40 protein-coding genes are annotated in these 25,455 nt (G+C 43.7%); 34 read left to right on the forward strand and 6 right to left on the reverse strand.

Annotated features, from left to right (window positions below; all coding sequences use genetic code 11):
- Complete coding sequence (locus HWQ38_RS25905; RefSeq protein ID WP_292799289.1) at positions 1 to 540, reverse strand: DUF3172 domain-containing protein; 540 nt, start codon at positions 538 to 540, stop codon at positions 1 to 3.
- Between the two features lie 558 nt (positions 541 to 1,098).
- On the opposite strand from HWQ38_RS25905, the gene HWQ38_RS25910 reads away from it, so the two are divergent.
- Positions 1,099 to 1,596 carry a GNAT family N-acetyltransferase gene (locus HWQ38_RS25910; RefSeq protein ID WP_292799291.1) on the forward strand — a complete coding sequence of 166 codons (498 nt, stop codon included), beginning with the start codon at positions 1,099 to 1,101 and terminating at the stop codon, positions 1,594 to 1,596.
- 142 nt (positions 1,597 to 1,738) lie between these two features.
- Here HWQ38_RS25910 and HWQ38_RS25915 read toward each other — a convergent pair whose 3' ends face one another.
- Positions 1,739 to 2,215, reverse strand: a complete 477-nt coding sequence (locus tag HWQ38_RS25915) for an NAD(P)H-quinone oxidoreductase subunit N (RefSeq protein WP_292799293.1) — start codon at positions 2,213 to 2,215, stop codon at positions 1,739 to 1,741.
- A gap of 974 nt (positions 2,216 to 3,189) precedes the next feature.
- On the opposite strand from HWQ38_RS25915, the gene rplC reads away from it, so the two are divergent.
- The 31 genes from rplC (at position 3,190) to prfA (ending at position 21,466) form a co-directional block, all read left to right on the forward strand.
- Positions 3,190 to 3,822, forward strand: coding sequence for a 50S ribosomal protein L3 (gene rplC / locus HWQ38_RS25920; RefSeq protein WP_292799295.1), 633 nt, complete (start codon positions 3,190 to 3,192; stop codon positions 3,820 to 3,822).
- A 142-nt stretch (positions 3,823 to 3,964) separates the two neighbouring features.
- Positions 3,965 to 4,603, forward strand: a complete 639-nt coding sequence (rplD, locus tag HWQ38_RS25925) for a 50S ribosomal protein L4 (RefSeq protein ID WP_292799298.1) — start codon at positions 3,965 to 3,967, stop codon at positions 4,601 to 4,603.
- Positions 4,596 to 4,910, forward strand: coding sequence for a 50S ribosomal protein L23 (locus HWQ38_RS25930; RefSeq protein ID WP_196518341.1), 315 nt, complete (start codon positions 4,596 to 4,598; stop codon positions 4,908 to 4,910). The genes rplD and HWQ38_RS25930 overlap by 8 nt, the downstream gene beginning before the upstream one ends.
- A gap of 178 nt (positions 4,911 to 5,088) precedes the next feature.
- On the forward strand, positions 5,089 to 5,952 hold the full coding sequence (rplB, locus tag HWQ38_RS25935; protein WP_292799301.1) for a 50S ribosomal protein L2: 864 nt from the start codon (positions 5,089 to 5,091) through the stop codon (positions 5,950 to 5,952).
- A 93-nt stretch (positions 5,953 to 6,045) separates the two neighbouring features.
- Positions 6,046 to 6,324 carry a 30S ribosomal protein S19 gene (gene rpsS, locus HWQ38_RS25940; protein ID WP_012410721.1) on the forward strand — a complete coding sequence of 93 codons (279 nt, stop codon included), beginning with the start codon at positions 6,046 to 6,048 and terminating at the stop codon, positions 6,322 to 6,324.
- 94 nt (positions 6,325 to 6,418) lie between these two features.
- The gene (gene rplV, locus HWQ38_RS25945; RefSeq protein WP_292799304.1) at positions 6,419 to 6,775 is read left to right on the forward strand and encodes a 50S ribosomal protein L22; all 357 of its coding nucleotides are present in this window, start codon (positions 6,419 to 6,421) and stop codon (positions 6,773 to 6,775) included.
- Between the two features lie 54 nt (positions 6,776 to 6,829).
- Positions 6,830 to 7,609, forward strand: a complete 780-nt coding sequence (gene rpsC, locus HWQ38_RS25950) for a 30S ribosomal protein S3 (protein WP_292799306.1) — start codon at positions 6,830 to 6,832, stop codon at positions 7,607 to 7,609.
- An 87-nt stretch (positions 7,610 to 7,696) separates the two neighbouring features.
- A complete protein-coding gene (rplP, locus tag HWQ38_RS25955) occupies positions 7,697 to 8,122 on the forward strand; it encodes a 50S ribosomal protein L16 (RefSeq protein WP_292799309.1) in 426 nt (141 codons plus the stop codon).
- A gap of 3 nt (positions 8,123 to 8,125) precedes the next feature.
- Positions 8,126 to 8,353: a 50S ribosomal protein L29 gene (gene rpmC, locus HWQ38_RS25960; protein ID WP_292799312.1), complete on the forward strand. Its 228-nt coding sequence runs from the start codon at positions 8,126 to 8,128 to the stop codon at positions 8,351 to 8,353.
- 6 nt (positions 8,354 to 8,359) lie between these two features.
- Positions 8,360 to 8,608, forward strand: a complete 249-nt coding sequence (gene rpsQ / locus HWQ38_RS25965; RefSeq protein ID WP_292799315.1) for a 30S ribosomal protein S17 — start codon at positions 8,360 to 8,362, stop codon at positions 8,606 to 8,608.
- 46 nt (positions 8,609 to 8,654) lie between these two features.
- The gene (gene rplN / locus HWQ38_RS25970) at positions 8,655 to 9,023 is read left to right on the forward strand and encodes a 50S ribosomal protein L14 (protein WP_069070772.1); all 369 of its coding nucleotides are present in this window, start codon (positions 8,655 to 8,657) and stop codon (positions 9,021 to 9,023) included.
- The gene (rplX, locus tag HWQ38_RS25975; protein WP_292799317.1) at positions 9,023 to 9,376 is read left to right on the forward strand and encodes a 50S ribosomal protein L24; all 354 of its coding nucleotides are present in this window, start codon (positions 9,023 to 9,025) and stop codon (positions 9,374 to 9,376) included. The genes rplN and rplX overlap by 1 nt, the downstream gene beginning before the upstream one ends.
- A gap of 84 nt (positions 9,377 to 9,460) precedes the next feature.
- Complete coding sequence (rplE, locus tag HWQ38_RS25980; RefSeq protein ID WP_292799320.1) at positions 9,461 to 10,009, forward strand: 50S ribosomal protein L5; 549 nt, start codon at positions 9,461 to 9,463, stop codon at positions 10,007 to 10,009.
- Positions 10,010 to 10,029: 20 nt separating this feature from the next.
- A complete protein-coding gene (gene rpsH / locus HWQ38_RS25985; protein ID WP_012410712.1) occupies positions 10,030 to 10,431 on the forward strand; it encodes a 30S ribosomal protein S8 in 402 nt (133 codons plus the stop codon).
- A 78-nt stretch (positions 10,432 to 10,509) separates the two neighbouring features.
- Positions 10,510 to 11,058 carry a 50S ribosomal protein L6 gene (gene rplF / locus HWQ38_RS25990; RefSeq protein WP_292799323.1) on the forward strand — a complete coding sequence of 183 codons (549 nt, stop codon included), beginning with the start codon at positions 10,510 to 10,512 and terminating at the stop codon, positions 11,056 to 11,058.
- A 2-nt stretch (positions 11,059 to 11,060) separates the two neighbouring features.
- Positions 11,061 to 11,423 carry a 50S ribosomal protein L18 gene (gene rplR / locus HWQ38_RS25995; protein ID WP_099101131.1) on the forward strand — a complete coding sequence of 121 codons (363 nt, stop codon included), beginning with the start codon at positions 11,061 to 11,063 and terminating at the stop codon, positions 11,421 to 11,423.
- 106 nt (positions 11,424 to 11,529) lie between these two features.
- On the forward strand, positions 11,530 to 12,057 hold the full coding sequence (gene rpsE / locus HWQ38_RS26000; protein ID WP_094328453.1) for a 30S ribosomal protein S5: 528 nt from the start codon (positions 11,530 to 11,532) through the stop codon (positions 12,055 to 12,057).
- Positions 12,058 to 12,236: 179 nt separating this feature from the next.
- Positions 12,237 to 12,680 (forward strand): 50S ribosomal protein L15, encoded by a 444-nt coding sequence (gene rplO / locus HWQ38_RS26005; protein WP_292799326.1) that lies wholly within the window; start codon positions 12,237 to 12,239, stop codon positions 12,678 to 12,680.
- Positions 12,681 to 12,754: 74 nt separating this feature from the next.
- Positions 12,755 to 14,068, forward strand: coding sequence for a preprotein translocase subunit SecY (gene secY, locus HWQ38_RS26010; RefSeq protein WP_292799328.1), 1,314 nt, complete (start codon positions 12,755 to 12,757; stop codon positions 14,066 to 14,068).
- Positions 14,068 to 14,622, forward strand: coding sequence for an adenylate kinase (locus HWQ38_RS26015; RefSeq protein ID WP_292799331.1), 555 nt, complete (start codon positions 14,068 to 14,070; stop codon positions 14,620 to 14,622). Before secY ends, HWQ38_RS26015 begins: the two co-directional genes overlap by 1 nt.
- Before the next feature lie 275 nt (positions 14,623 to 14,897).
- Entirely contained in the window at positions 14,898 to 15,122 is a 225-nt protein-coding gene (gene infA / locus HWQ38_RS26020; protein WP_006276978.1) for a translation initiation factor IF-1, read from the forward strand.
- A gap of 117 nt (positions 15,123 to 15,239) precedes the next feature.
- Positions 15,240 to 15,353 (forward strand): 50S ribosomal protein L36, encoded by a 114-nt coding sequence (rpmJ, locus tag HWQ38_RS26025; protein ID WP_015129703.1) that lies wholly within the window; start codon positions 15,240 to 15,242, stop codon positions 15,351 to 15,353.
- A gap of 115 nt (positions 15,354 to 15,468) precedes the next feature.
- Positions 15,469 to 15,849, forward strand: a complete 381-nt coding sequence (gene rpsM, locus HWQ38_RS26030) for a 30S ribosomal protein S13 (RefSeq protein WP_069070762.1) — start codon at positions 15,469 to 15,471, stop codon at positions 15,847 to 15,849.
- Positions 15,850 to 15,903: 54 nt separating this feature from the next.
- Positions 15,904 to 16,299 carry a 30S ribosomal protein S11 gene (rpsK, locus tag HWQ38_RS26035; protein WP_012410703.1) on the forward strand — a complete coding sequence of 132 codons (396 nt, stop codon included), beginning with the start codon at positions 15,904 to 15,906 and terminating at the stop codon, positions 16,297 to 16,299.
- Between the two features lie 393 nt (positions 16,300 to 16,692).
- Positions 16,693 to 17,640, forward strand: coding sequence for a DNA-directed RNA polymerase subunit alpha (locus tag HWQ38_RS26040; protein ID WP_292799334.1), 948 nt, complete (start codon positions 16,693 to 16,695; stop codon positions 17,638 to 17,640).
- Between the two features lie 32 nt (positions 17,641 to 17,672).
- Complete coding sequence (gene rplQ, locus HWQ38_RS26045) at positions 17,673 to 18,023, forward strand: 50S ribosomal protein L17 (RefSeq protein WP_094349105.1); 351 nt, start codon at positions 17,673 to 17,675, stop codon at positions 18,021 to 18,023.
- Positions 18,024 to 18,090: 67 nt separating this feature from the next.
- Positions 18,091 to 18,939: a tRNA pseudouridine(38-40) synthase TruA gene (truA, locus tag HWQ38_RS26050; RefSeq protein WP_292799337.1), complete on the forward strand. Its 849-nt coding sequence runs from the start codon at positions 18,091 to 18,093 to the stop codon at positions 18,937 to 18,939.
- Positions 18,940 to 19,048: 109 nt separating this feature from the next.
- Positions 19,049 to 19,510 carry a 50S ribosomal protein L13 gene (rplM, locus tag HWQ38_RS26055; protein WP_292799340.1) on the forward strand — a complete coding sequence of 154 codons (462 nt, stop codon included), beginning with the start codon at positions 19,049 to 19,051 and terminating at the stop codon, positions 19,508 to 19,510.
- Positions 19,510 to 19,926, forward strand: coding sequence for a 30S ribosomal protein S9 (gene rpsI, locus HWQ38_RS26060; RefSeq protein ID WP_012410698.1), 417 nt, complete (start codon positions 19,510 to 19,512; stop codon positions 19,924 to 19,926). The genes rplM and rpsI overlap by 1 nt, the downstream gene beginning before the upstream one ends.
- Before the next feature lie 96 nt (positions 19,927 to 20,022).
- Positions 20,023 to 20,265, forward strand: coding sequence for a 50S ribosomal protein L31 (gene rpmE, locus HWQ38_RS26065; protein WP_292799343.1), 243 nt, complete (start codon positions 20,023 to 20,025; stop codon positions 20,263 to 20,265).
- 103 nt (positions 20,266 to 20,368) lie between these two features.
- Positions 20,369 to 21,466 (forward strand): peptide chain release factor 1, encoded by a 1,098-nt coding sequence (prfA, locus tag HWQ38_RS26070; RefSeq protein ID WP_292799346.1) that lies wholly within the window; start codon positions 20,369 to 20,371, stop codon positions 21,464 to 21,466.
- Positions 21,467 to 21,475: 9 nt separating this feature from the next.
- Here prfA and HWQ38_RS26075 read toward each other — a convergent pair whose 3' ends face one another.
- Positions 21,476 to 21,922: a hypothetical protein gene (locus tag HWQ38_RS26075; protein WP_292799349.1), complete on the reverse strand. Its 447-nt coding sequence runs from the start codon at positions 21,920 to 21,922 to the stop codon at positions 21,476 to 21,478.
- Positions 21,923 to 22,115: 193 nt separating this feature from the next.
- Here HWQ38_RS26075 and HWQ38_RS26080 point away from each other — a divergent pair, with 193 nt between their 5' ends.
- Together HWQ38_RS26080 and HWQ38_RS26085 are read left to right on the forward strand one after the other, a co-directional pair.
- Positions 22,116 to 22,478: a helix-turn-helix transcriptional regulator gene (locus HWQ38_RS26080; RefSeq protein WP_292799352.1), complete on the forward strand. Its 363-nt coding sequence runs from the start codon at positions 22,116 to 22,118 to the stop codon at positions 22,476 to 22,478.
- Between the two features lie 69 nt (positions 22,479 to 22,547).
- Positions 22,548 to 23,012 (forward strand): DUF29 domain-containing protein, encoded by a 465-nt coding sequence (locus HWQ38_RS26085; RefSeq protein ID WP_292799356.1) that lies wholly within the window; start codon positions 22,548 to 22,550, stop codon positions 23,010 to 23,012.
- 52 nt (positions 23,013 to 23,064) lie between these two features.
- Here HWQ38_RS26085 and HWQ38_RS26090 read toward each other — a convergent pair whose 3' ends face one another.
- The 3 genes from HWQ38_RS26090 to HWQ38_RS26100 all read right to left on the reverse strand — a co-directional run bounded on the left by HWQ38_RS26090 (position 23,065) and on the right by HWQ38_RS26100 (position 25,048).
- Positions 23,065 to 23,802: a type I restriction enzyme HsdR N-terminal domain-containing protein gene (locus HWQ38_RS26090; RefSeq protein ID WP_292799357.1), complete on the reverse strand. Its 738-nt coding sequence runs from the start codon at positions 23,800 to 23,802 to the stop codon at positions 23,065 to 23,067.
- A gap of 91 nt (positions 23,803 to 23,893) precedes the next feature.
- A complete protein-coding gene (locus HWQ38_RS26095; protein WP_292799359.1) occupies positions 23,894 to 24,499 on the reverse strand; it encodes a hypothetical protein in 606 nt (201 codons plus the stop codon).
- 105 nt (positions 24,500 to 24,604) lie between these two features.
- A complete protein-coding gene (locus tag HWQ38_RS26100; RefSeq protein ID WP_292799362.1) occupies positions 24,605 to 25,048 on the reverse strand; it encodes a hypothetical protein in 444 nt (147 codons plus the stop codon).
- Positions 25,049 to 25,455: the final 407 nt, after the last annotated feature.

Raw genomic sequence — 25,455 nt, forward strand, 5'->3', positions numbered from 1 at the left:
CTAAAATCTATCCGTTTCCTGAGGTGTTCCAACTGCTCCTGGTTGAGCCGTAAATAAGTTTTGAGCCGCTTCATTCTGATATATACACCTAATATCAGGTTTGTCACTGTCCAAATTACCTGTAAAGCCAAAGGTGTTGAGGCGATTTTTGCACTCATTTACCTGATCAGATGTCACCAACTTACGTTGCTCTAAAAGCGCCCAGTTATTTTGTCGGATTACGCATCCAGGACGCATACTGGGCTGGGCAACATAAACATTGAAGGGGTTGAGAGTGACGAACAGTCTAGCGTCCATCACCATCGCGCTGGCTCCGTACTGCACACAAATTTCCGGGTTTGGTGCTTTTGTGTCAATGAATTCACGGGAAGCCACATTTGATGGGGCTAACGTGGTTGTAGAACTAAAAGCAATACCAATCCCAATACCCAAAATCAACACCCCTCCCATAATTGCGATGGTGAAGAGGTTAAACATCGGGGATTGGAAAATAGAGGGTTTAGAAGTAGTAGCCGATTTACCAGGGGGTTTACGTTTCATTCTTGCTTAATCACCTTCACGCCGACTTGGGAGGGAGTCGTCTAAAGTTTTCTCCCTTTTTTCAGTATGCCTAGTCTTGACTCTAATTGCCTGTGAGTTTTTGGGCAATATTCTTGTTAAATAAGAAAAATAGGAACTTATCTAGATATTTGGACAGAATTTTAACCTTTTTGGTTCTTGTTTCTCTCTGGAAAAAATTGGTAGGTATTTTTATTTTTTTGCTGATTAAAGAATTCTTATTAGTTATTTGTTTTATTTTCCTTGACTTGCTAATCACTTATGGATTGTGTTCTATAATTATACGATATTTTTGATTTTTCTCAGATAGCCTATCTAGCTTTTTGTTTTTAGTTAAGACTTATACACGCTCTCCGAATTCTTCTTTGCCAGACACCAATAACGCGCAGCGTCTCGTTGGCGCAGACTAAGAACAGAAAGCAGTTCGATAAACTAAGCTTTTTGGCGATTTTTGCGTAAGTCCTATAGGTAAGTGGATAAAAACCAATACCTTACTGCAAGGCATTCTTTCTTCTTTGTACTTTTTGTGCTTGAGAGCTTATGCTGATCCGCCCCGCCACAACAACTGACGTACCCGCAGTTTTACCAATGGTTGCCAAAATTTGTGCTTTGCATGAGTCTTGGGATTCCGCCAAATATGGTTTTCTACCGAATCCAGAACAGCGTTATGAAAAATGGTTGATGCGTTTGGCAAATAGCGAGGGCTTTGCCGACGCTTCCAGCGATCGCAGTGTATTTCTAGTATCCGAAAACGAAGGGCAACTTGTAGGTTTTCTGGTGGCAACAGTTGAGCGAGAAATACCAATTTACCACTTACAGGAATTTGCTTTTATTCATGATATTTGGGTTGAGCCAGAATATCGTCAAAACGGAATTGCGCGGCAGATGGTGATGCTAAGTGTTGAACGCTTTCATCAGATGGGCATCAAGCAAATTCGTCTAGATACAGCAGTTGTTAACGAGGCTTCACGCCGGTTATTTGCATCTTGTGGTTTTCGACTCAGCATTATTGAAATGCTGATTGAATTAAATCATTAGTCATTAGTTATGAGCAAATGACTAATGAACGCCACTTGCTTTAACGGGGGGAACCCCCCTTCGGGTTCGGCAGTTCCTCATCGGGGAAACCCCCAAGACCGGACTGCCTCACCGCAACGCAGTGGCTCCTAATGACTAATGACTAACTAGCTAACAGAGTTTTTTCTAGAGAAGTCCAACGGAAAGCGCGATCGCCACCTCTCTCAATGATTACTCTGACTCGTGGTTCTAGCTGAGGCAAATTCGCTAAATACTCAAGTTCCTCATTAGAAAGAATATGCCCTTCAATAATCCACAAGACCAGCCCCTTTGACTTTGGTGATAGCTGTTCTAAGTGATAACCGATAATTGGTGGCATATAGTATATATACCCTACTGCTGCACCACTACCAGTACTTTTTTTACCAAGGTGAGGAGGTCTGACTCCATGAACTCTTGTGAGATACGCAGCTACATCGCCTAGTCCCTTAGCGGTAATGTGAAGGGTGGTATAGCCAGCTGCACGTAGTCGGCGTTGATATCGACCTTCATAACCCCCTTCCAGAGGTATATACACTCCAAGAGCGCCAAATTTTTCCAGATCGCGGATTAAACCGTTGCCAGTGGTAATTAGTGCCATAGATTTTCGTCTTATCCCACTTAGATATCTCTATTATTTACCCTGAACCGATAGATTAAGTTAAAGCATTTTGGAAAGAATGCCCATTTCTTTAGTCCTTACTCCCTACACCCCAAAAATAACTCTATAAATAACTGGACAAAAATAAATAAATAATTTATATTATTAGATTGTGACCAAAGACGCAAATTAGGTGGCCTTTTTACTGTCATTCTGAGGTAGTGTTAGCATCAAAAGCTGAATCTAACTCAGATTGCTCATAGACTGGTAAACTAAGAAAGCTTTCAGGTCAATATTGGATCTGATGGAAGAAGAACCAAAGCTAATCCCAAGCTCCAAAGTACATTTACTCCTATGTCTCTGAAAAAGCAGGCAAAATATTAAACAATAGTTTAATGTATTTAAGGAAGTAAAAACTGAGCAGCAATGTTGGTTTCATGGCATGACGTCAGTCTCAGTTAAGGGATACTGGGCGGTAAGAACCGCTTAAGTCCAACTGCAACAGGGCAGTAGCCAACCTCCGGGAAGCCAGCCTTTGGGCTTATACAAATCAGAAAACCCACCGACAGCGCAGCATTGCTGCACACAGCTTTAAGCTGTAGACAATTGCGTTAATTCCAGAAGTTATTCCTTCCCATTGGCAAGGAACTTGTGGTTGTTCTGGTGACTTAGTGAGCAATTAATTAATCACGTTTTGCTAAAGCGTGAAAGCTTACTGAGGGTTAACCGCTTCCATGCCCCCGATGAAGTAGAGAAATAAATCTCTAGACTTGTCTAGTTTTTATATAGCAGTGAAGCTAAACAGATTCACCTAGCAGTAGGGACACGACTTTTTGTGCCCCAAAGCATTTGGAGCGGTTTATTTTAAACCATTCCAAAATTCGCAGGCTAACTCAGCCTAAACTGATGCGGACAAAACGTGTCTTCTAGAGTCCAATTCCAAGGTCAGCAAGTATAAAGGAGAACCAGTTACTGTGTCTGTAGGTATTCTTGGCACCAAGCTGGGCATGACCCAAATATTTGACGAAGCAGGAGTAGCCATTCCTGTGACTGTCATTCAAGCAGGTCCATGCACCGTTACACAAGTTAAAACGAAACAAACCGACGGTTACTTTGCCATTCAAGTTGGTTATGGCGAAGTCAAACCAAAAGCACTAAACAGACCACTACTGGGTCATTTGGCGAAATCATCTGCCCCAGCATTGCGTCACCTAAATGAGTATCACACCGATACCTCTAGTGATTATGCTTTAGGTCAACAGATTAAAGCAGATATTTTTAGTGCAGGTCAAATTGTCGATGTAGTCGGCACAAGCATTGGTCGCGGCTTTGCGGGAAACCAGAAGCGCAACAACTTTGCTCGCGGACCGATGTCACACGGTTCCAAAAACCACAGAGCGCCCGGTTCTATTGGTGCTGGTACAACACCAGGTCGTGTCTATCCAGGTAAGCGGATGGCAGGCCGTTTAGGTGGGAAACGCATCACAATCCGCAAGCTGACCATAGTGCGAGTTGACCCCGAACGCAACCTATTGCTAATTAAGGGAGCCATTCCTGGTAAACCCGGTGCTTTAGTAAGTGTTGTGCCTGCAAAAATAGTGGGATAGTCAAAAGTTATTAGTCAGTAGTCATTAGTCAGTAGTCATTGGCTAAGGACAAATGGCAAAAGACCAATGACAAATGATGCCATGTGCTTCACTTGGGAGAAGGCCGCAGTGGCTCACAAATGACAAAGGACAGATAACAAAGATGGTTGAAAGCGTAGTTAAAAATTGGCAAGGAGAACAGGTCGGTGAGACGACCTTCGAGTTGCGCGTTGCCAAGGAAGAAACAGCGTCTCATATAGTACACCGCGCCTTAGTACGGCAATTGACCAATGCTCGTCAAGGAAATGCTAGTACAAAAACTCGTGCTGAAGTCAGAGGTGGCGGCCGTAAACCTTGGCGACAAAAAGGTACTGGTCGCGCTCGTGCAGGCTCTATTCGTTCACCACTATGGCGTGGTGGTGGTGTGATCTTTGGGCCAAAGCCCAGAGACTTCAACCTCAAGTTGAACCGCAAAGAGCGGCGTTTAGCATTGCGGACAGCATTTGTAGGGCGCATTGACGACTTGATTGTAGTAGAAGAATTTAGCACCGAGCTATCTCGCCCTAAGACTAAAGAATTAGTGGCAGCCCTTGCCCGTTGGGGAGTAGTACCAGAAAGCAAGTCACTGTTAATTTTGTCTGAGATTGCGGATACAGATAACATTTATTTGTCAGCCCGCAACATTGAAAATTTAAAACTAATTGCAGCCGACCAGCTAAATGTTTTTGATTTACTGCACGCTGACAAAATCGTAGTTACGGCATCAGCCCTAGAAAAAATTCAGGAGGTCTACAGTGCCTAGCTTTGACCCCCGCGACCTTGCCGACTTAGTGCGTCGCCCAATTGTCACCGAAAAGGCGACTATCTTGATGGAGCAGAATAAGTATACCTTTGAAGTAATTCCAAAGGCATCTAAGCCAGAAATAAAGGCTGCGATCGAAGACTTGTTTCAGGTCAAGGTTGTAAAAGTCAACACCATCCTACCACCGCGTAAAAAGCGGCGCGTTGGTAAATTTATTGGTTATAAACCCCAATATAAGCGAGCTATTGTCACCGTCGCACCTGGAGATGAAGACAAGATTAGACAAGTTCTATTCCCAGACGTCTAGGAATTTTAGATTTTAGACTTCGACTACGCTCAGTCGAACGGTTTGAGATTTTAGATTGAAGAGTTTAGTAGATAAGTACCAAAAATGGTCGCAATTATTTAAACACTCATTAAATCCAAAATCCAAAATCCAAAATTAAGTAAATCCAAAATTAAAAATCCAAAATCCAAAATAGATTATGGGTACTCGTTCTTATCGCCCTTATACCCCCAGCACTCGCCAAGTTACAATCTCTGACTTTGCGGAAATTACCAAAACCGAGCCAGAGAAATCCCTAACAACCTCGAAGCATCGCGCCAAAGGTCGGAATCATCACGGGCGGATTACTAGTCGTCGTCGGGGTGGCGGACACAAACAGCTTTATCGGATCATCGATTTTAAAAGGGATAAACTTAATATTCCTGCCAAAGTCGCAGCGATTGAATACGATCCTAACCGCAATGCCCGAATTGCCCTTTTGTATTACCAAGATGGCGAAAAACGGTACATTCTCCACCCCAACGGATTGAAAGTTGGAACAATAATTATTGCTGGGCCTGAGGCTCCCTTTGAAGATGGTAATGCTTTACCGCTCTGGAAGATTCCCTTGGGTACTAGTGTTCACAACGTAGAACTGACTCCTGGTAAAGGTGGTCAAATGGTGCGTGCTGCTGGTGCTAGCGCCCAAGTTGTGGCAAAAGAAGGTAATTATGTAACTCTGAAGTTGCCTTCAGGAGAAGTCCGCCTGATTCGACGCGAGTCCTACGCCACCATTGGGCAAGTCGGCAACACCGACGCTAGAAACCTGAGTGCAGGTAAAGCCGGACGAAATCGCTGGAAAGGTCGCCGTCCTAAGGTTAGAGGTAGCGTCATGAACCCCGTTGATCACCCACATGGAGGTGGTGAAGGTAGGGCACCTATCGGTAGATCGGGACCTGTAACACCTTGGGGTAAACCTACATTGGGTGCGAAGACACGCAATCGCAAGAAACTCAGCAGCAAATTGATTGTACGTCGTCGCCGTAAGTCTTCTAAACGCGGTCGCGGTGGTCGTGAATCTTAAAGAGTTAGAAGTTATGAGTTATGAGTTGAATCTAACTTACTAATTCCTCACTCCTCACTCCTAATTCCTAAATCCTAAATCCAAAATAGAACTATGGGTCGTTCTCTAAAAAAAGGTCCTTTCGTTGCGGACCATCTCCTAAAGAAAATTGAAAAGCTCAACGACAACAATAGAAAAGAAGTTATTAAAACTTGGTCACGAGCTTCGACGATTTTGCCCCTAATGGTAGGTCATACCATAGCTGTTCACAACGGACGCCAACACGTTCCAGTTTTTGTAAATGAACAGATGGTGGGACACAAGTTGGGGGAATTTGCCCCGACACGCACCTACAGGGGTCATGGAAAAAGCGACAAAAAAGCAGGTAGGTAGTCATTGGTCATTAGTCATTGGTCATTTGTCATTAGCTTTCGACAAAAGACAAATGACAGATGAAAAATGAAAAATGAAAAAATTGGAGAAAATTATGGCTAATGATACTACTGAAGTAAAGGCGATCGCTCGTTTTATCCGCATCTCGGCCTACAAAGTGCGTCGGGTACTCGATCAAATCCGGGGGCGATCGTACCGAGAAGCGCTAATCATTCTGGAATTCATGCCCTATCGCGCCACTGAACCCATATTGAAGGTTCTCAGAAGCGCTGCTGCCAATGCCGAACACAACGCTGGGTTAGATCGGACTCAACTCGTGATTACTCAGGCTTATGCCGATCAAGGACCGCCGTTGAAGCGGTTCCAGCCAAGGGCGCAAGGTCGAGCTTACCAAATTCGCAAGCCGACGTGTCATATTACTGTGGCTGTTGGATCTGCCCCAGTAAAATAAGCTTTTTTTACACGAATAAATTGCGTCAAGTCAGAAATTTTAGAGGAAGCATTCGTGGGACAGAAGATTCATCCAGTTGGTTTTCGCCTGGGTATTACACATGAACATCAATCCCGTTGGTTTGCTGTTCCTGATCGCTATCCAGAACTTCTACAAGAAGACTACAAACTCCGTCAATACATCGAACAAAAGCTGGGTAGACTGGCTCAAAACAACGCCGGAATTTCTGAGGTACGAATTGAGCGGAAAGCCGACCAAATCGACTTAGAAGTACGCACAGCTAGACCAGGTGTAGTAGTTGGACGTGGTGGGCAAGGTATCGAATCCTTACGTACCGGACTCCAAGGACTGTTAGGTAGTAATCGCCAAATTCGCATTAACGTAGTTGAAATCCAACGAGTTGATGCTGATGCCTACCTGATTGCGGAATACATTGCTCAACAATTGGAACGTCGGGTTTCCTTTCGGCGGGTAGTGCGGCAATCGATTCAGCGTGCCCAACGCGCTGGTGTTCAAGGTATTAAAATCCAAGTCAGCGGTCGGCTCAACGGTGCAGAAATTGCCCGGACAGAGTGGACTCGTGAAGGGAGAGTACCTTTACATACCTTACGGGCTGATATTGACTACTCTTATTGCACGGCAAAAACTGTTTACGGCATTTTGGGTATCAAAGTATGGGTGTTTAAGGGAGAAATTATCCCTGGACAGGAAGAAATTCCGTTACCACCCGCAACTCGTGATCCACGCGATCGCGGCGATCGCGATCGTGAACCCCGTCGTCGTCAACAACAACGTCGTCGCCAGCAATTTGAAGACCGCTCAAATGAAGGATAAATCGTCATTAGTTATTAGTCATTAGTCATTAGGAAATGGCAGATGACAAATGACAAATGATAAATGACAAATGACAAGTGACAAACCATGTTAAGCCCTAGAAGAACTAAATTCCGCAAACAACAGCGCGGACGGATGGAGGGACTAGCCACCCGTGGTAGCACCCTCAACTTCGGTGATTTTGCACTCCAAGCGCAAGAACCTGCTTGGATTACCGCTCGGCAAATCGAGGCTTCCCGTCGGGCAATGACCCGTTATATTCGTCGGGGTGGACAAATCTGGATTCGGATTTTCCCTGATAAACCTGTAACCATGCGTCCTGCTGAAACCCGGATGGGTTCTGGTAAAGGTTCGCCAGAGTTTTGGGTAGCTGTAGTCAAGCCAGGGCGAATTTTGTTTGAAATCGGTGGAGTTAGTGAAGAAATCGCCCGTGAAGCGATGCGCTTGGCTTCATTTAAGCTGCCCATCAAAACCAAGTTTATTGTGCGCTCTCAACCACAGGAGCAGGAGTAGCTTATGCCTCTTCCCAAAATGTCAGAAGCTAGAGAATTAAGTGACGAGAAACTCTCTGATGAAATTGTCGCCATCAAAAGACAACTATTTCAGTTGCGTTTGCAAAAAGCCACCAGACAACTAGAAAAGCCCCACCAGTTCCGACAAATCCGACACCGGTTAGCCCAATTGCTGACGCTAGAAACAGAACGCAAACGGGCTGCAAGTGAATCGGCTAAAGAAGAAAAGTAGGAGATTATGACAGTTAAAGAACGAGTTGGCTTGGTAGTGAGCGATAAAATGCAAAAAACTGTTGTAGTTGCCATAGAAAACCGCGCTCCTCACCCCAAGTACGGCAAGATTGTAGTTAACACTCAACGATATAAAGTTCACGACGAAGAAAATCAGTGTAAAGTAGGCGATCGCGTTCGCATTCAGGAAACTAGACCCCTGAGTAAAACCAAGCGCTGGAAAATCACAGAAGTCCTAAACGTCAAACCTACTTAAACCTCATCGTTGTTAGAAACTAACAACATTACAAGGGAGAATAATTGTGATTCAACCCCAGACTTACCTGAATGTCGCAGATAATAGCGGCGCCCGTAAACTAATGTGCATCCGCATCTTAGGTGGAGGCAACCGCCGTTATGGTTTTATCGGCGATAAAATTATCGCCGTTGTCAAAGATGCTACACCCAACATGGCTGTAAAAAAGTCTGATGTCGTGGAAGCAGTAATTGTCAGAACTCGGAAAGCTGTATCTCGTGACAGTGGCATGAGCATTCGCTTTGATGATAACGCTGCTGTGATCATCAACAAAGACGGTAATCCCAGAGGCACACGGGTTTTTGGCCCAGTTGCACGGGAACTGCGCGATAAAAACTTTACCAAAATTGTTTCTCTGGCTCCGGAGGTGCTTTAATGGCAACCAAACAAGGTACGCCCAAAGTATTCCACAAAATGCACGTCAAAACTGGCGACACCGTACAAGTGATTGCTGGCAAAGACAAAGGAAAAGTTGGCGAAATTACTCAGGCACTTCCCCAACTGAGTAAAGTTATCGTCAAAGGTGTCAACATTAAAACCAAGCACGTCAAACCGCAGCAAGAAGGGGAATCAGGGCGGATTGTCACCCAAGAATTCCCGATTCATAGCTCCAACGTGATGCTTTATTCCACCAAGCAAAACGTTGCCAGTCGTGTCTGTTATACCTTTACCTCAGAAGGTAAAAAAGTCAGAAAACTCAAGAAAACTGGCGAAATTCTGGATAAATAGTCATTAGTCATTAGTAAAAAGACAAAGGACAAAGGACAATAAAAGTTCCCTGACCAAGCCCAGGGATATCAGGACAAAAAAACTATGGCGACAACAAGACTAAAAACCTTATATCAAGAGACAATCGTCCCCAAACTGGTCAATCAGTTTCAATATACCAACGTTCATCAAGTACCGAAGTTGGTAAAAGTTACGATTAACCGAGGTTTGGGTGAAGCGGCTCAAAATGCGAAGTCACTAGAGGCATCCATTAACGAAATTGCCGTGGTAACAGGTCAAAAGCCAGTGGTGACACGGGCGAAAAAGGCGATCGCTGGCTTTAAGATTCGTCAGGGTATGCCTGTAGGAATCATGGTTACTCTCAGAGCCGAACGGATGTATGCCTTTTTTGACCGACTGGTTAGCCTGTCACTGCCCAGAATTCGAGATTTTCGCGGCGTTAGCCCTAAAAGCTTTGACGGACGCGGTAACTACACTCTGGGTGTGAGAGAACAGCTAATTTTTCCAGAAGTCGAATACGACAGCATCGATCAAGTGCGTGGGATGGATATTTCCATCATCACCACAGCAAAAAACGACGAAGAGGGTCGCGCCTTACTTAAAGAATTAGGAATGCCCTTTCGCGATCAATAAGTTCATCAATAGAGGGAACGATGGCGGCTAACGACACAATTGCAGATATGCTGACGCGCATCCGCAATGCCAACCTGGCGCGGCATCAAACTACACAAGTGCCAGCTACAAAAATGACCCGGAGTATTGCCAAAGTACTACGGGAGGAAGGCTTTATTGCTGAAATTGAAGAAGCAGAAGAAGGGGTAAAACACAACCTGGTGATTTCCCTGAAATATAAGGGTAAAAACCGTCAGCCTCTGATCACCGCCTTAAAGCGAGTGAGTAAGCCCGGCTTGCGTGTTTACTCCAATAGAAAAGAATTACCAAGGGTACTAGGCGGCATTGGCATTGCCATTATTTCTACATCCAGTGGAATTATGACTGACCGCGAAGCGCGGCGTCAGAACTTGGGTGGAGAAGTGCTTTGTTACGTTTGGTAGTCATTGGTCATTAGTCATTTGTCATTAGTGAAACACAAAAGGCAAAGGACAAACGACAAATAACAAAGGACAAAAGTCATGTCTCGTATTGGTAAACGTCCAATTACTATTCCCGCCAAAGTTCAAGTGGCGATCGATGGTACGAATGTTGTGGTGAAAGGGCCGAAAGGAGAACTTTCTCGCACTCTCACAGCTAATGTCTCAGTTTCCCAAGAGGGAGAAATATTACACGTAACCCGTCGGGATGAAACTCGTACCTCAAAGCAGCTGCACGGCTTGAGCCGGACTTTAGTTGCCAACATGGTCGAGGGAGTTTCCCAAGGTTTTCAACGTCGGTTGGAAATTCAAGGTGTTGGTTACAGGGCGCAACTTCAAGGGCAGAACCTAGTTTTAAATATGGGTTACAGCCATCAAGTGCAAATTGTTCCCCCAGATGGAATTCAGTTTGCAGTCGAAGGTACTACTAATGTCATTGTGAGCGGCTATGACAAAGAAATCGTAGGTAATACAGCCGCAAAAATTCGTGCCGTTCGTCCACCAGAACCTTACAAGGGTAAAGGCATTCGCTATGCCGGTGAAGTGGTCAGGCGGAAAGCTGGTAAGACTGGTAAGGGTGGTAAGAAGTAGATATGAAACTTACTCGTAGAGAATCAAAAAACCGTCGTCATCGACGCGTTCGGGGCAAAGTTATTGGCTCCCCAGAACGTCCGCGTTTAGCGGTGTTTCGTTCTAATGAGCATATTTATGCCCAGATAATTGATGATACTCAGCATCAAACCATAGTGGCAGCATCGACTGTAGAACCAGAGTTGAAATCTAGTTTAGCGTCATGTGCAAACCGCGACGCATCGGTGCAAGTTGGTAAGTTGATCGCAGTGCGATCGCTAGAAAAAGGCATCACCAAAGTAGTCTTTGATCGCGGTGGTAACTTATATCATGGTCGTGTCAAAGCATTAGCTGATGCAGCACGCGAAGCTGGTTTAGATTTCTAAAGTCATTGGTCATTAGTCATTGGTCATTAGTTATTGGACAAATGACAAAAGACAAATGACAACTGACAAATGACAACTGACAAATGAAGTTAAAAGAGCATAAATTATGGCAACAGAGCGTAAAAGTAGAACAAAGCGTGCCAAAAAAGAAGAAACCACTTGGCAAGAACGGGTTATCCAAATCCGCCGCGTGAGTAAAGTGGTCAAAGGTGGTAAAAAACTCAGCTTCCGAGCGATCGTTGTCGTGGGTAACGAACGCGGTCAGGTTGGAGTTGGAGTAGGCAAAGCTTCCGATGTAATTGGTGCTGTCAAAAAAGGCGTAGCCGACGGCAAAAAACACCTCATTGATATTCCAATCACCAAATCCAACTCCATCCCCCATCCCATTGATGGTGTCGGTGGCGGTGCGAAGGTAATTATGCGTCCAGCCTCACCTGGTACTGGGGTAATTGCGGGTGGTGCTGTACGAACTGTGTTGGAATTGGCAGGAGTTCGTAACGTCTTAGCCAAGCAACTTGGCTCCAACAATCCGCTCAATAATGCTAGAGCGGCAGTCAATGCCTTATCTACACTGCGTACCCTTTCTGAGGTCGCCGAAGATCGCGGTATTCCTATTCAAAATCTCTACATCTAATTTAGTCATTAGTCATTGGTCATTAGTCATTAGTGAATAACAAAGGACAAATGACAAATGACAAAGCGCAAAGTCTGAACGGAACTTTGTAAGAGACGACAAATGATGCCACCTGCTTCACTTGGGGAGACCCCAAGACCGCAGTGGCTCACAAACGACAAATGAGAAGTTGATAACTTATGAGACTCCATGATATTAAGCCGCAAAAAGGCTCAAAGAAACGTAAGAAGCGTGTAGGTAGAGGTATTTCTGCCGGTCAAGGTGCTAGTGCTGGTCTAGGTATGCGAGGTCAAAAAGCTCGCTCTGGTAGTGGGACTCGACCAGGTTTTGAAGGTGGTCAACAGCCATTGTACCGCCGCTTGCCTAAGCTCAAGGGCTTTCCGATTGTGAATCAGAAGATTTACACTACGATTAATGTAGAGAAGCTAGCCTCCCTTCCCGCTAATACAGAAGTAACTTTGATTTCTTTGAAAGCAGCAGGTATCCTGACTGCTGTCAAGGGGCCATTGAAAATTTTAGGTAACGGGGAATTGAGCACTCCGCTCAAGGTACAAGCGGCAGCTTTCACAGGTACAGCTCGTAGCAAAATTGAGGCAGCTGGGGGGAGTTGTGAAGTCTTATGAGTGAGCCGGAACAGCGCACTTAAATGCAAGCCAACTCGCTGTCAGCGCCGAGTTCACTATAAAGGTAGCACTCTATGATCAGTCGAGATAAAGCCCCAACGGCTCAAGAAACTTTTATGCAGATGGCACAAGCAGCCGGGCTTAGAGGTAGGCTGCTTGTCACCGTCGGTATTTTAATTTTGGTTCGCTTGGGCATCTTTTTGCCCATACCAGGAATTAATCGAGAACGGTTTCATGAAGCCATATCGGGAAATAATTCCGTATTCGGTTTATTGGATATATTTTCAGGACGCGGACTTTCAACTTTGGGCGTTTTTGCTTTAGGGATTTTGCCCTTCATTAATGCCTCTATTATTATCCAATTGCTCACCGCCGCGATTCCATCTTTAGAAAATTTACAGAAAAATGAAGGTGAAGCGGGTCGGCGAAAAATATCGCAAATTACCCGCTATGTAACTGTATGTTGGGCAATTATTCAAAGTACAGCTTTCTCGGCATTATTCCTCCAGCAATTTGCCTTAAACCCAGGCCCAATCTTCGTAGCTGAAACTGCGATCGCTCTGACAGCTGGTTCGATGTTCGTAATGTGGGCATCAGAACTAATTACAGAACGGGGGATTGGAAATGGAGCATCATTGTTGATTTTTGTCAACATTGTCGCCTCATTACCAAAAGCTTTAGGCGATACTATCGACTTGGTGCAAGTCGGCGGTCGGGAAACAGTGGGTCGGGTGATCGTACTGATCTTAGTTTTCCTGGCAACCATTGTTGGGATTGTGGTTGTGCAGGAAGGAATGCGCCGCATCCCGATTATTTCGGCGCGTCGCCAAGTCGGTCGTCGAGTTTTGGCAGAGCAACGTAGCTTTTTACCCTTGCGGCTAAATCAAGGCGGCGTAATGCCAATTATTTTTGCCGCCGCCATCCTCAGTTTGCCACTGCTGATCGCAAATTTTACTAAAAATACCGAATTGGCGAATATAGTTAACACTTATCTCAGTCCAAGCGGTTCTAGTTCCTGGGTTTATGCCTTGGTCTACATGATTTCGATCATTTTCTTCAGCTACTTCTATTCTTCGTTGATTCTCAACCCGGTAGATGTGGCGCAGAACTTGAAAAAAATGGGTTCTAGTATTCCTGGCATTCGTCCGGGTAAGGCGACTAGTGAGTACATCGAACGCGTGTCGAACCGACTCACCTTTTTGGGGGCGATGTTTTTAGGCTTGGTTGCGATTATCCCAACCGGAGTGGAAAGTGCTTTAGGAGTACCTACCTTTAAGGGACTGGGTGCTACCTCTTTGTTAATTCTAGTTGGTGTGGCGATTGATACGGCAAGACAAATCCAAACTTACGTGATATCTCAGCGCTATGAAGGAATGGTGAAACAATAGTGACGCGACTAATCTTCTTGGGACCACCTGGAGCTGGTAAAGGAACACAAGCTCAAACCTTGGCTGAACACTTGAATATTCCCCATATTTCTACTGGTGAAATATTAAGGCAAGCCATGAAAGAGCAAACTCTTTTGGGAATCAAGGCTCAAAACTATGTAAATAGCGGTGAGTTAGTACCCGACCAGCTAGTGCAGGACTTGGTACAGGAGCGCCTCAGCCAACCAGATGCAGAAAATGGTTGGATTCTGGATGGTTTTCCCCGCAAAGTGACGCAAGCGGCTTTTTTAGAAGAATTGCTGGAAACAATACATCAGAGTGGCGAAAAGGTAGTCAATCTAGATGCACCAGATGAAGTTGTGATCGCACGTTTGCTAGCTAGAGGACGAAAAGATGATGCCGAAGAGGTAATTCGTCGTCGGTTAGAAGTGTACCGCGCTGAAACTGCACCTTTAATTGATTATTACGGCGACCGCCAAAAACTTTTAACAGTAAATGGCAATCAGTCCCAAGAAGATGTCACTGGTGAACTCCAAAAGGTAATCGCTTCGTGAAAGGGAAGTGGGGAGTAGGGGAGGAGCTAGAGTAAGTTTAGTTTTTTCACAATGCCCAAGACTTCTCTACGAGAGGCTACGCTAACGACTTCTCTACGAGACGCTGTTCGCGTTCGCTCAGTACAACTGCCCCATGCCCCATGCCCCTCCCAAGAAAAAGATCAATTTTAGCTAAGATATATTAATAAACTGTTGATATTTTTCTTAAAATGTGTTTCTTTGCAGATGAAGCGCTGCAACTGAACAGGAGATTGTTGAGTTGAGGAAAAAACAAATTGTCTAAACAAGATTTGATTGAAATGGAAGGCACGGTTACAGAGTCCTTGCCTAATGCGATGTTTCGCGTTGACTTGGATAATGGCTTTAACGTGCTGGCACACATTTCCGGTAAGATTCGCCGAAATTATATCAAGATTTTGCCCGGCGATCGCGTCAAGGTGGAGTTAACTCCTTACGACTTGACAAAAGGCAGAATTACCTATCGCTTGCGTAAGAAGTAACTATATGTAGAGAATCTTACCATAAAACCATCTTTTTGACTGTTTCCCAGTCAATTAAGTTGATTAATTTCCCTAGAAATGCTATAATTTTATATTTGGAGTCAAAGAATAAAAGGCATGAAAGTTAGAGCCTCAGTCAAGAAAATCTGTGAAAAGTGCAACGTGATCAAACGTCGTGGTCGCGTCATGGTGATCTGCGTGAACCCCAAGCACAAACAACGTCAAGGATAACGCTCTTACCAACAGAGCCAGTTGTAACACGCAGATGATCATTAAAACGAAAAGACGCGATTAATCACGTTTTTCCAACCAACAGTAATTGCGAGAACAATAGGGAGAGTTCATTGTGGCACGTATTGCCGGAGTAGACCTTCCACGCGATAAGCGCGTCGAGATCGGTCTGACTTACATCTACGGAATTGGATTATCACGGTCTCAAGAAATTATAGCGGCTACTGGTGTGAACCCAGACACCCGCGTTAAGGACTTAAGTGATGCCGATGTGACAGCCCTGCGAGGGGAAATAGAAAGCAACTATCAAGTTGAAGGCGACTTGCGGCGCTTGGAGTCTTTGAACATCAAGCGCTTAGTTGACATTGGTACCTACAGAGGGCGTCGTCATCGTATGGGCTTACCAGTCAGAGGCCAAAGAACTCGCACAAATGCCAGAACCCGTCGAGGGAGAAGGCAGACAGTGGCTGGGAAGAAGAAGGCTCCAGGGAAATAATTTTGCAATGCTTGCTAATCCGAGCAAGTTTTACCTTAAATCAACTAAACAAGTATGGCGAGACAACCAACTAAAAAATCCGGGAGCAAGAAGCAGAAACGGAATGTACCCAGTGGGATGGCCTACATCCAGTCTACTTTCAACAATAGCATTGTCACCATTACCGATCAAAATGGAGATGTCATCTCCTGGGCTAGTGCTGGTTCTAGCGGTTTTAAGGGAGCAAAAAAGGGAACTCCCTTTGCAGCGCAAACTGCTGCTGAAAGTGCAGCCCGTCGAGCTATTGATCAAGGAATGCGCCAAATTGAGGTAATGGTCAGTGGTCCAGGAGCAGGTAGAGAAACCGCTATCCGGGCACTTCAAGGAGCAGGACTGGAAATTACACTCATTCGGGATATTACTCCGATTCCTCACAATGGTTGTCGTCCACCCAAGCGCCGTCGAGTTTAAACACCAAGACTTGGGCAGTGAGGACGAAAGGTTACAACCAGCAATGACCGCTTGGGCGTCTAACGTGCAAAGTGTCATTGGGTGAAAGCTTGGGCGAGCAGAAGCGTGTCAGATTTTCCTTCTGGGAAAGCTGTTAAACTTCCGGCTATCCAAAATATTATTAATCAATTTTGGATTTTAGATTTGCGATTTTAGATTGATCCCGACTATAAGGGTGCTGGGCTTGGTGGGTTTTAAGTTGATGATTTAAGATTTGTTCCGCCGACAAGAGGCGGAGCGTAGACCAAAGAAGCACTATCTAAAATCCAAAATCCAAAATCTAAAATTGGCAATCAATTCGGGAGGCAATTGATTTGTCTGCTAGCAGCACCTTAGAAAAAGGGAGGCTCATCCGTGGCGCAGTTTCAAATTGAATGTGTAGAGTCGAATACCGAAGAAAGTCGGAACCATTACAGTAAATTTGTTCTGGAACCTCTAGAACGCGGTCAAGGAACAACTGTTGGCAACGCACTGCGGCGGGTTTTACTGTCTAATTTAGAAGGTACAGCAGTTACAGCAGTGCGGATTGCAGGCGTTTCACATGAGTTCGCCACAGTTCCGGGCGTGCGGGAAGATGTGCTGGAAATCCTCATGAGAATGAAGGAAGTTATCCTAAAAAACTATTCTTCGCAGCCCCAGATTGGTAGATTACTTGTTAGCGGTCCAACAACAATCACTGCGGCGCATTTTGATTTGCCCAGTGAAGTAGAAGTGATCGATCCGACCCAGTATGTAGCCACCATCGCTGAGGGTGGAAAGCTGGAAATGGAATTTCGGATCGAGAAAGGCAAAGGCTATCGCACCGTCGAGCGAGGACGTGAGGAAGCCACATCGTTGGATTTTCTCCAAATCGACTCAATATTTATGCCGGTGCGAAAAGTCAACTACAGTGTTGAAGAATCTCGTGGGGAAGACTTGATTCCAAAAGACCGACTACTGTTGGAAGTTTGGACAAATGGCAGTATTTCCCCTCAAGAAGCACTATCTTCGGCCGCTGCGATCTTGGTAGATTTATTCAACCCGTTGAAAGACATCTCCCTCGAACCAACAGACACAGGTTCCGATATTCCAGACGATCCAACTGCCCAGATACCCATCGAAGAGTTGCAACTTTCTGTACGGGCATATAACTGTCTCAAACGGGCACAAGTTAACTCTGTGGCAGATTTGTTGGATTATACCCAAGAAGACCTCTTAGAAATTAAGAACTTTGGGCAGAAGTCAGCAGAAGAAGTTGTGGAAGCTTTGCAGCGACGCTTGGGCATCACCCTGCCAATGGAAAGAGGCTCTAAACACCCTTAAGAAAAACCGTTCATAATTCATAGTGCATAATTATGCGTCACCGTTGTCGCGTCAAAAAACTCAGTAAACCAGCCGATCAACGCCGTGCTTTACTGCGATCGCTCGCCACCGAGCTGATCCGTCATGGTAAAATCACCACCACTTTAATTAGAGCGAAAGTTCTGCGAAGTGAAGTGGAAAAAATGATTACCCTAGCCAAAAATGGCTCCTTGTCAGCACGTCGGGAAGCCCTTGGCTATATCTTCGACAAACAACTGGTTCACGCTCTATTTGAGCAAGCTCCAACTCGATATGGCGATCGCCAGGGTGGTTATACCCGCATCCTGCGTACCGTACCGCGTCGGGGTGATAATGCCAAAATGGCCATAATTGAATTGGTTTAAGTCATTGGTCATTGGTCATTAGTCATTAGTGAATAACAAAGGACAAATGACAAAGGACAAAATCTGTATGTTAGAAAGCCACCAGCCTACACAAACTCATCGAGTAGCCCTGGTTATCCAATACCTGGGCACTCATTTTCATGGCTGGCAACGGCAAAAAAACCAACGGACTGTCCAAGAAGAGATCGAAATAGCGATCGCTACTATTGTTGGGCATCATGTGACACTACACGGTGCCGGACGAACCGATTCTGGAGTTCACGCTGCTGCTCAAGTCGCCCATTTTGAAGCAACAGGTTTAATTCCGCCTCACAAGTGGGCAACAATCCTCAATAGCTATCTGCCGTCAGATATATTAATCAGGGCTTCAGCTAGTGTAGATAACCGTTGGCACGCTCGCTTTAGTGCAGCCTATCGACGGTATCGCTACACAATATATACTGAAGATCGACTTAACTTGTTTGTAAGACCCTTCAGTTGGCATTATTATTATGCACCCCTGGATGAATCCTTAATTCAAGCTGCCCTGGAACCTCTGTTGGGAAAGCATCACTTAGCTGCTTTTCACCGTGCAGGCTCAAAGCGATCGCATTCCTGGGTAGAGGTGCAAGTAGCAGAGTGTCGTCGCAGTGGGCCATTTATCCATATTGAAATACAGGCAGATGGATTTTTGTATGGCATGGTACGGCTATTGGTAGGGATGCTGGTACAAGTAGGTTCTGGACAACGGACACTTTCTAGCTTCACCGAACTCTGGAAAGAACAACGTCGGGAAGAAGTAAAATACGCCGCACCGCCCCAAGGTTTGTGCTTGTTGCGAGTCGGCTATCCAGATTTTCCTTTTCCCAAAGAGATTTGGTACGACACCTTGCCAAAGTTCGTCACTAGTCAAGAGTCATTAGTCATTGGTCCGTAGAGACGCGATTAATCGCGTCTCTACAATGGTCATTAGTGAATAACAAAGGACAAATGACAAATGACAAATGACAAATGACAAATTAAAAATGACAAAGGACAAATGAAAAATGACAACGAGTAAAACATACCTTCCTTCTCAAGCATCCCTTGAGCATGAGTGGTACATAGTAGATGCCACCGATCAACGCCTCGGTCGCCTCGCCAGCGAAATCGCCCAGATTTTGAGAGGCAAAAAGAAACCCGAATATACACCCCACCTAGATACAGGTGACTTCGTAATCGTCATCAATGCCGAGAAAGTCGCAGTTACAGGCAAAAAGCGCACTCAAAAGCTTTACCGTCGCCATTCTGGTCGTCCCGGTGGGATGAAAACGGAAACTTTCGCTAAACTGCAACAGCGCATACCAGAGCGGATTTTAGAACAGGCTGTTAAAGGTATGCTACCTAAAAATAGCCTGGGCAAGCAGTTGTTCACCAAGCTGAAAGTCTACGCTGGTCCCACGCATCCCCATGATGCTCAACAACCTAAAGAACTACAAATTAGTACAATTCCTGGAGAAGAAAATTAATGGTAGTAGCAGATGCCAATAGCGGTCGCGCCGTATACTGGGGTACTGGTCGTCGTAAGAACGCAGTAGCAAGGGTACGCTTGGTTCCAGGCACTGGTCAACTGACTGTAAACGGTAAAGATGGAAACTTGTATTTCCAATTTAACCCCAACTACCTGGGAGTGATCAAAGCACCCCTAGAAACTCTGGGACTAGAAAACGAATATGACATTTTGGTGAAAGCAGAAGGCGGCGGCTTGACCGGACAGGCTGATTCTGTTCGTTTGGGAGTTGCTCGTGCTTTGTGCCAACTAGACCCAGACAACCGCCCACCTTTGAAAACCGAAGGTTATTTGACTCGTGATCCGAGAGCAAAAGAGCGGAAAAAATATGGTTTACATAAAGCTCGGAAAGCACCTCAGTATTCTAAGCGTTAGGACATGGGGCATGGGGCATCTCCCTCATCTCCCCACTCCCTAGCTTCAATTGAACGCTAAAAGTTATAATTTATATAGATTCATCACAAAAGAACAATGGCTAAATCTGATATTCACCCCAAGTGGTATCCAGACGCTAAAGTTTACTGCAACGGTCAAGTTGTTATGACCATTGGCTCTACTAAGCCAGAATTGCACGTAGATGTTTGGTCTGGAAATCACCCATTTTACACCGGCACTCAGAAGATTATTGACACTGAGGGTCGAGTAGAGCGCTTCCTCCGCAAGTACGGTATGAGCAGCACTCAAACATCTGGCGACGAAGAAAATAAAAAGTAGCGAGTTGGCTCTGCTGTTAACGACGGCCCTGCATCAGCTGGGTCGATTTTCATTTATATGCTCGAGCCAATTTGTTATTTTTTAAGGAGCGATCGCACTCGTCATGGCTGAATCATACTTACTGGATAAACTCAAATCCGTTGAACAAACCTTTAATGAATTAACACGGCGTCTTGGCGACCCCGATACCGCTAGCAACCCTGATGAATATCAAGAAATTGCTAAGTCTCGTTCTTCTTTGGAAGAGGTAGTTAATACCTATGAAATTTGGAAAGCAGCCCAAGAAGACTTGATCGGAGCACGTCAGGTTTACAAAGAATCTGCGAGTGACCCAGAGTTGCAAGAAATGGCAGCACTGGAAGTAAAGGAACTTGAACAAAAAATAGAATATTTAGAGACTCGCTTGAAAGTCTTACTGCTTCCACGCGACCCCAATGATGAAAAGAATATCATGTTGGAAATTCGCGCTGGTACTGGTGGCGATGAAGCAAGTATTTGGGCTGGCGATTTGATGCAGATGTACACCCGCTATGCCCAGACTCAAGGTTGGAAAGTTTCTCTAGTGAGCGAATCTCGAGGAGAAATGGGTGGCTGGAAAGAGGTCATTCTCGAAATTAAAGGTAATGACGTTTACAGCCAGTTAAAGTTTGAAGCTGGAGTGCATCGTGTGCAGCGCGTGCCGGCAACTGAATCTGGGGGACGGGTTCATACTTCCACAGCTACCGTGGCGATTATGCCAGAGGTGGATGATGTGGAAATTCACATTGACCCGAAAGATATTGAAATGACTACAGCCCGTTCTGGTGGTGCTGGTGGTCAAAACGTCAACAAGGTGGAAACAGCCGCCGACTTGATGCACAAACCGACGGGAATTCGGATTTTCTGTACAGAAGAACGCAGCCAGTTGCAAAACAAAGAACGGGCGATGCAAATTCTGCGGGCGAAATTGTATGAGATGAAGTTACGCGAACAACAAGAAGCTGTAACTTCCATGCGGCGATCGCAAGTTGGTACAGGATCGCGATCGGAAAAAATTCGCACTTACAATTATAAAGATAACCGCGCTACTGATCATCGGTTAGGTCAGAATTATTCCCTTAACCCTGTTTTGGAAGGTGATTTAGAGACGCTTATCCAATCTTGTATATCTCTAGACCAGCAAGAACGTCTCGCGGAGTTAGCGACTTCTGCCGCTAACTAATTTTTGCTGTTAAAAATACTGTAAAACCACTTGTTGCGCCGTTACTTTTAACACAGACAGGTGGTTTTCTAATATTGCGTGGAGTGCATCTTCCATTTCACTAGGATAATTGTAATAGGCAAATTCATACTTCATAAGGTAATTTATCTTCGCCCATCCCTTGAGGGTTTGACAGGTATAAATTAGCTTTTCTGCTTCTTCTTGCCAACGCGCAAAAATCCGGTAGCTAAAAAAGCTGCTGCACACATTACCTTTTGCATCCCAGTAGGAAATACACACTTGATGCTTCAGGCAATGGATTTTTTTGATTTGCTTAACATCGTAGCCTTTAAGTTTTAAAGCTTCTTTCGCTTCAGCCTCTGAAATGTGCCACTGTTCTGGTTTAATTTTATTAGTGGCTATTAGGTTTTTACCTTTGCGGCGATATTGATTACTTTTGCCTGGCTTGTGAAACATGATGCACCTTTTATCTTATCGGCATTACTACCGATAACCTGATTAAAATTGCTATATCAATACTGCAAGTTTAATTGCAGCATTGCAACAATCATTTTAGATTATCATTAACAATGAACCTTGTCAATATAAAAGTAAAGTTTGAGGGTTTGTTCACTAAACTTGTAAATACAGTTGGCTAGCTATATAAGCAGTGAACATCGAAAGCAGAGAAAAACTGATTGAAATCATCAAACTAGCTCGTGGTTCAATGAGCCAGCGAGGGTTTGGCAAGCTTTTGGGAGTTTCTGCTACTGCTGTTCAGTTGTGGGAAAAGGGTGTGAATGTGCCAGATACCGAATATTTAGCAAAAATCGCAGCGAGAGCGGGTTACACACTCCAAGAGTTACTCAGTTGCCTGGATGGTAAGCCAATACAAGAAACCTCAGATTTGAGTCTAATTCTCAGACAAATCCAGCACATGCCTCTGTCCCAAGTGGCTCAAATCGTCCAAGCTGCGGCAGATAGATTGGCGGCTGTGGCTGAAGCATCCGGGGATGAAGCAAAAGCAAGTTGAATATTTGTTCAGGATTGAATTTAAATCATCAAACTAGCTCGTGGTATTTTGCTGTGAAGATTCAACTCTATGGATATAGACAAACCTTTTTTGTATGACGAAGACTTCTATGGCTGGACACAGCAGCAGGCTAAAGCGTTAGAGCAGAGGCTAGTTATGGAACTAGACTGGCAATACCTGCAAGAGGAAATTCAAGCTTTGGGTAGACAGGAGTATCGGGAACTCGTGAGTCGTCTGAGTGTATTACTCGGTCATCTCTTGATGTGGGAGTATCAACCCGAACAACGCTCTCGCAGTTGGTTTTTAACAATTCGAGAACAGCGTCGCGCCATCCACAGACATTTGCGACAGAACCCCAGCTTAAAGTCTCGAATTGAAGAAGCCTTGTTAGATGGCTTTGAAGCGGGAGTGGATTTGGCGCTACGAGAAACTAACTTACCATTACGAACTTTTCCAGAGCATTGCCCCTATTTATTTGATGATGCGATCGCAGACAATTTTCTGTGCGATACTCGTCAAGACTGGGAAGGATAATTCCTGCCATTTTTTTGACGCTCATTTTTTATATGGATACACGTTATATTTGTTAATAAATAATAGAAACTAGTTTTTCAAAATCTTGTAAATCACAGCTTTGCTGTTTTTGAACATCTTGAACATATATATTGTAGTACAGCTTATTTTCTTGAAATTTGAAGAAAGAGCCTACTATGGGTAACTGCTCACCTTTAAGTCTGAAAACTATTCTGTTAAGTTTATATTTTCCGTATTTATTAACAAGATAAACAAAGCTATCAAAACTTCCATTTACAGCTTTTTCAAATTCGAGTATATTTTTATCTAATTTATTAGAACTTTGCAAGATTAAAGCTGGTATATCTTCAAGATTATTGAGAGTATTACTCATAAATACTCCATCTTTTTTTATATAAGCAATAATTTGGTGATAATTGTATAAAATACCAATTTCTGAACAAGATTGTTTTAGGTATCTTTCAATCTGCTTCTCATGATTCCGTAAGTTTTCTTCTTCTCGCTTGACTTCCACAATCATTAGAGGAGGTAAATATGGTTTAAAATATTCATTTTCCGCAGTTTTATATAATTCTATATCATGATTATCAGATTCCACCCTTATATCAATTTTATTTGGGAATAGTCCACTTTGATTTACTAAAAAGTAGAGAAACAATTGCCTAATTTTTTCTTCTGGTCGTCCATCAAGAACAATTTCCCTCCTTCTAATCAAACACTTTGTATATTCTGCATAGTCTATCTTATATATATTTAGTTTTCTGGATATTTCTTCACTTAAGCTAGTCATAGATAGTTAGGTTGGTTTATAAACTGGTTATAGGGATGCAATAATATTGCATCTCTTAGTATTTACCATGCGATTTTAAATTGCTATCTGTCTATTTTTCTCCGAAAAAGCTTAATATTTTAGTAACTAATTCTGCCCAATACTCACCTGCTTTAATCTCTAAAAATGTATTGAGGCTTTGCTCACTTTCAAGTTCGTTCTTCAATGTCCTACATACATTCTTTGTATAGTTCTCACCTGGAAGCTGTACCTTGCCTTTCTCTTTAATTAAAGCCGTCCAGAATTCAGAATCTGCGCTTTGAGGTGATAATTTTCTTATAGCTTCATATTGAACTTTGACACCTACTTCACTTATAAAATTGTCATAAAATGAGTTAAGTTGTATGACTAATTCAGGAATAAATGTTTTTAAAGATTCATTCGCAGATGTAAGCTCATTAAGGATATTTTCTAATTCCTGTTTTGGTTGGTTGGTAAACTTCCTCAACATTTCATCTTCATTTCTTCCTTCAGCAAAAACCCTCATATCGTAATATATGTCTATATTTCTTGGCTCATAGTAACCGAAGTTTCTATGGATAGCGTGTTTAGTATTCCATGCCTTGTAATGAGTACGATAGTGTTCAACATATTTAGCAACAAAACCTTTATCTTGACCTTTGTCATGATAAAGAAAGCTTTGTGCTCTTTTACTCAAATCCCGTAAATCCTTTATATTCTGAATAGCCCTTTCAATTTCTTTAGAAATAATTATTCTTTGATCTGGTTGAGGATTATCTTTATTCGCAATATATTCGCAGAATTAAATAATAAGATTTTCCATTTCATCAACTGTATAAGGCTCTATCTCTATGTAAGTTTTTTCAGATGCTTTGATAATTACTTCACATATAGTAGTTCTGCCTGCCCCCGTTGATAGTAGCTCTTTGGTTTCGGTTACATCTTCAGTTTTACCACCACTAGTCTTGGAAACCTTCAAATCAGTTATTAAGTTAAAAAGATGGCAAATAGCTGTCGTTTTTCCTTGACCAATAGTACCTATAAAAGCAATTTTATATTTATCTATACTAAGAATTTTCTCTATTTCATCTAATCGTTCTAGCTTGGATTTCAGGTTATTGATGCAAATATGATTAGAAACATGATTACGTATATTAATCTCAGAATGACCTGAAATTTTATTTATTTCCTTGCTCAAATCTTGTTTCAAGGATGCAATCTCTTCTTGCCACGTTATCGTCAACATACTGTTTACCCTGTTTCGATGCTTACTTACTTGATATTTACAGTATGCCCATTATTGTTGAATATCTAACAAAAGCCTCATAAAACCACCAAATGGGCCTATGGCAAGCCTTTAGGTACGCTAATTTTGGTTAAGTTCGAGGTTCTGGTAGAAATACATAACGGCTACACAAACGTATGCATAGCCTTTTCGCAGGGAAGTTCGCGTAGGTGGACTTACGTATAGATCCCGTGGTTAAGGCTTTGTATGTGAGCCAGTGATTTCCAATCTAAGGACAATTTGCCAAAGTCAGATGCTTCCAAATAACCTCTGCTTCTGTCGGGAAATTGCAGTTACTTGATAAATTAAAAGTGTATCCGCTCAATAAGTTGCGGTAAGCAAAAATTATTAGCGATTGTTGAATCAAT

Origin of the sequence: Nostoc sp. NMS7 (assembly GCF_017115085.1) — a bacterium.
Taxonomy (GTDB): Bacteria; Cyanobacteriota; Cyanobacteriia; order Cyanobacteriales; family Nostocaceae; genus Nostoc.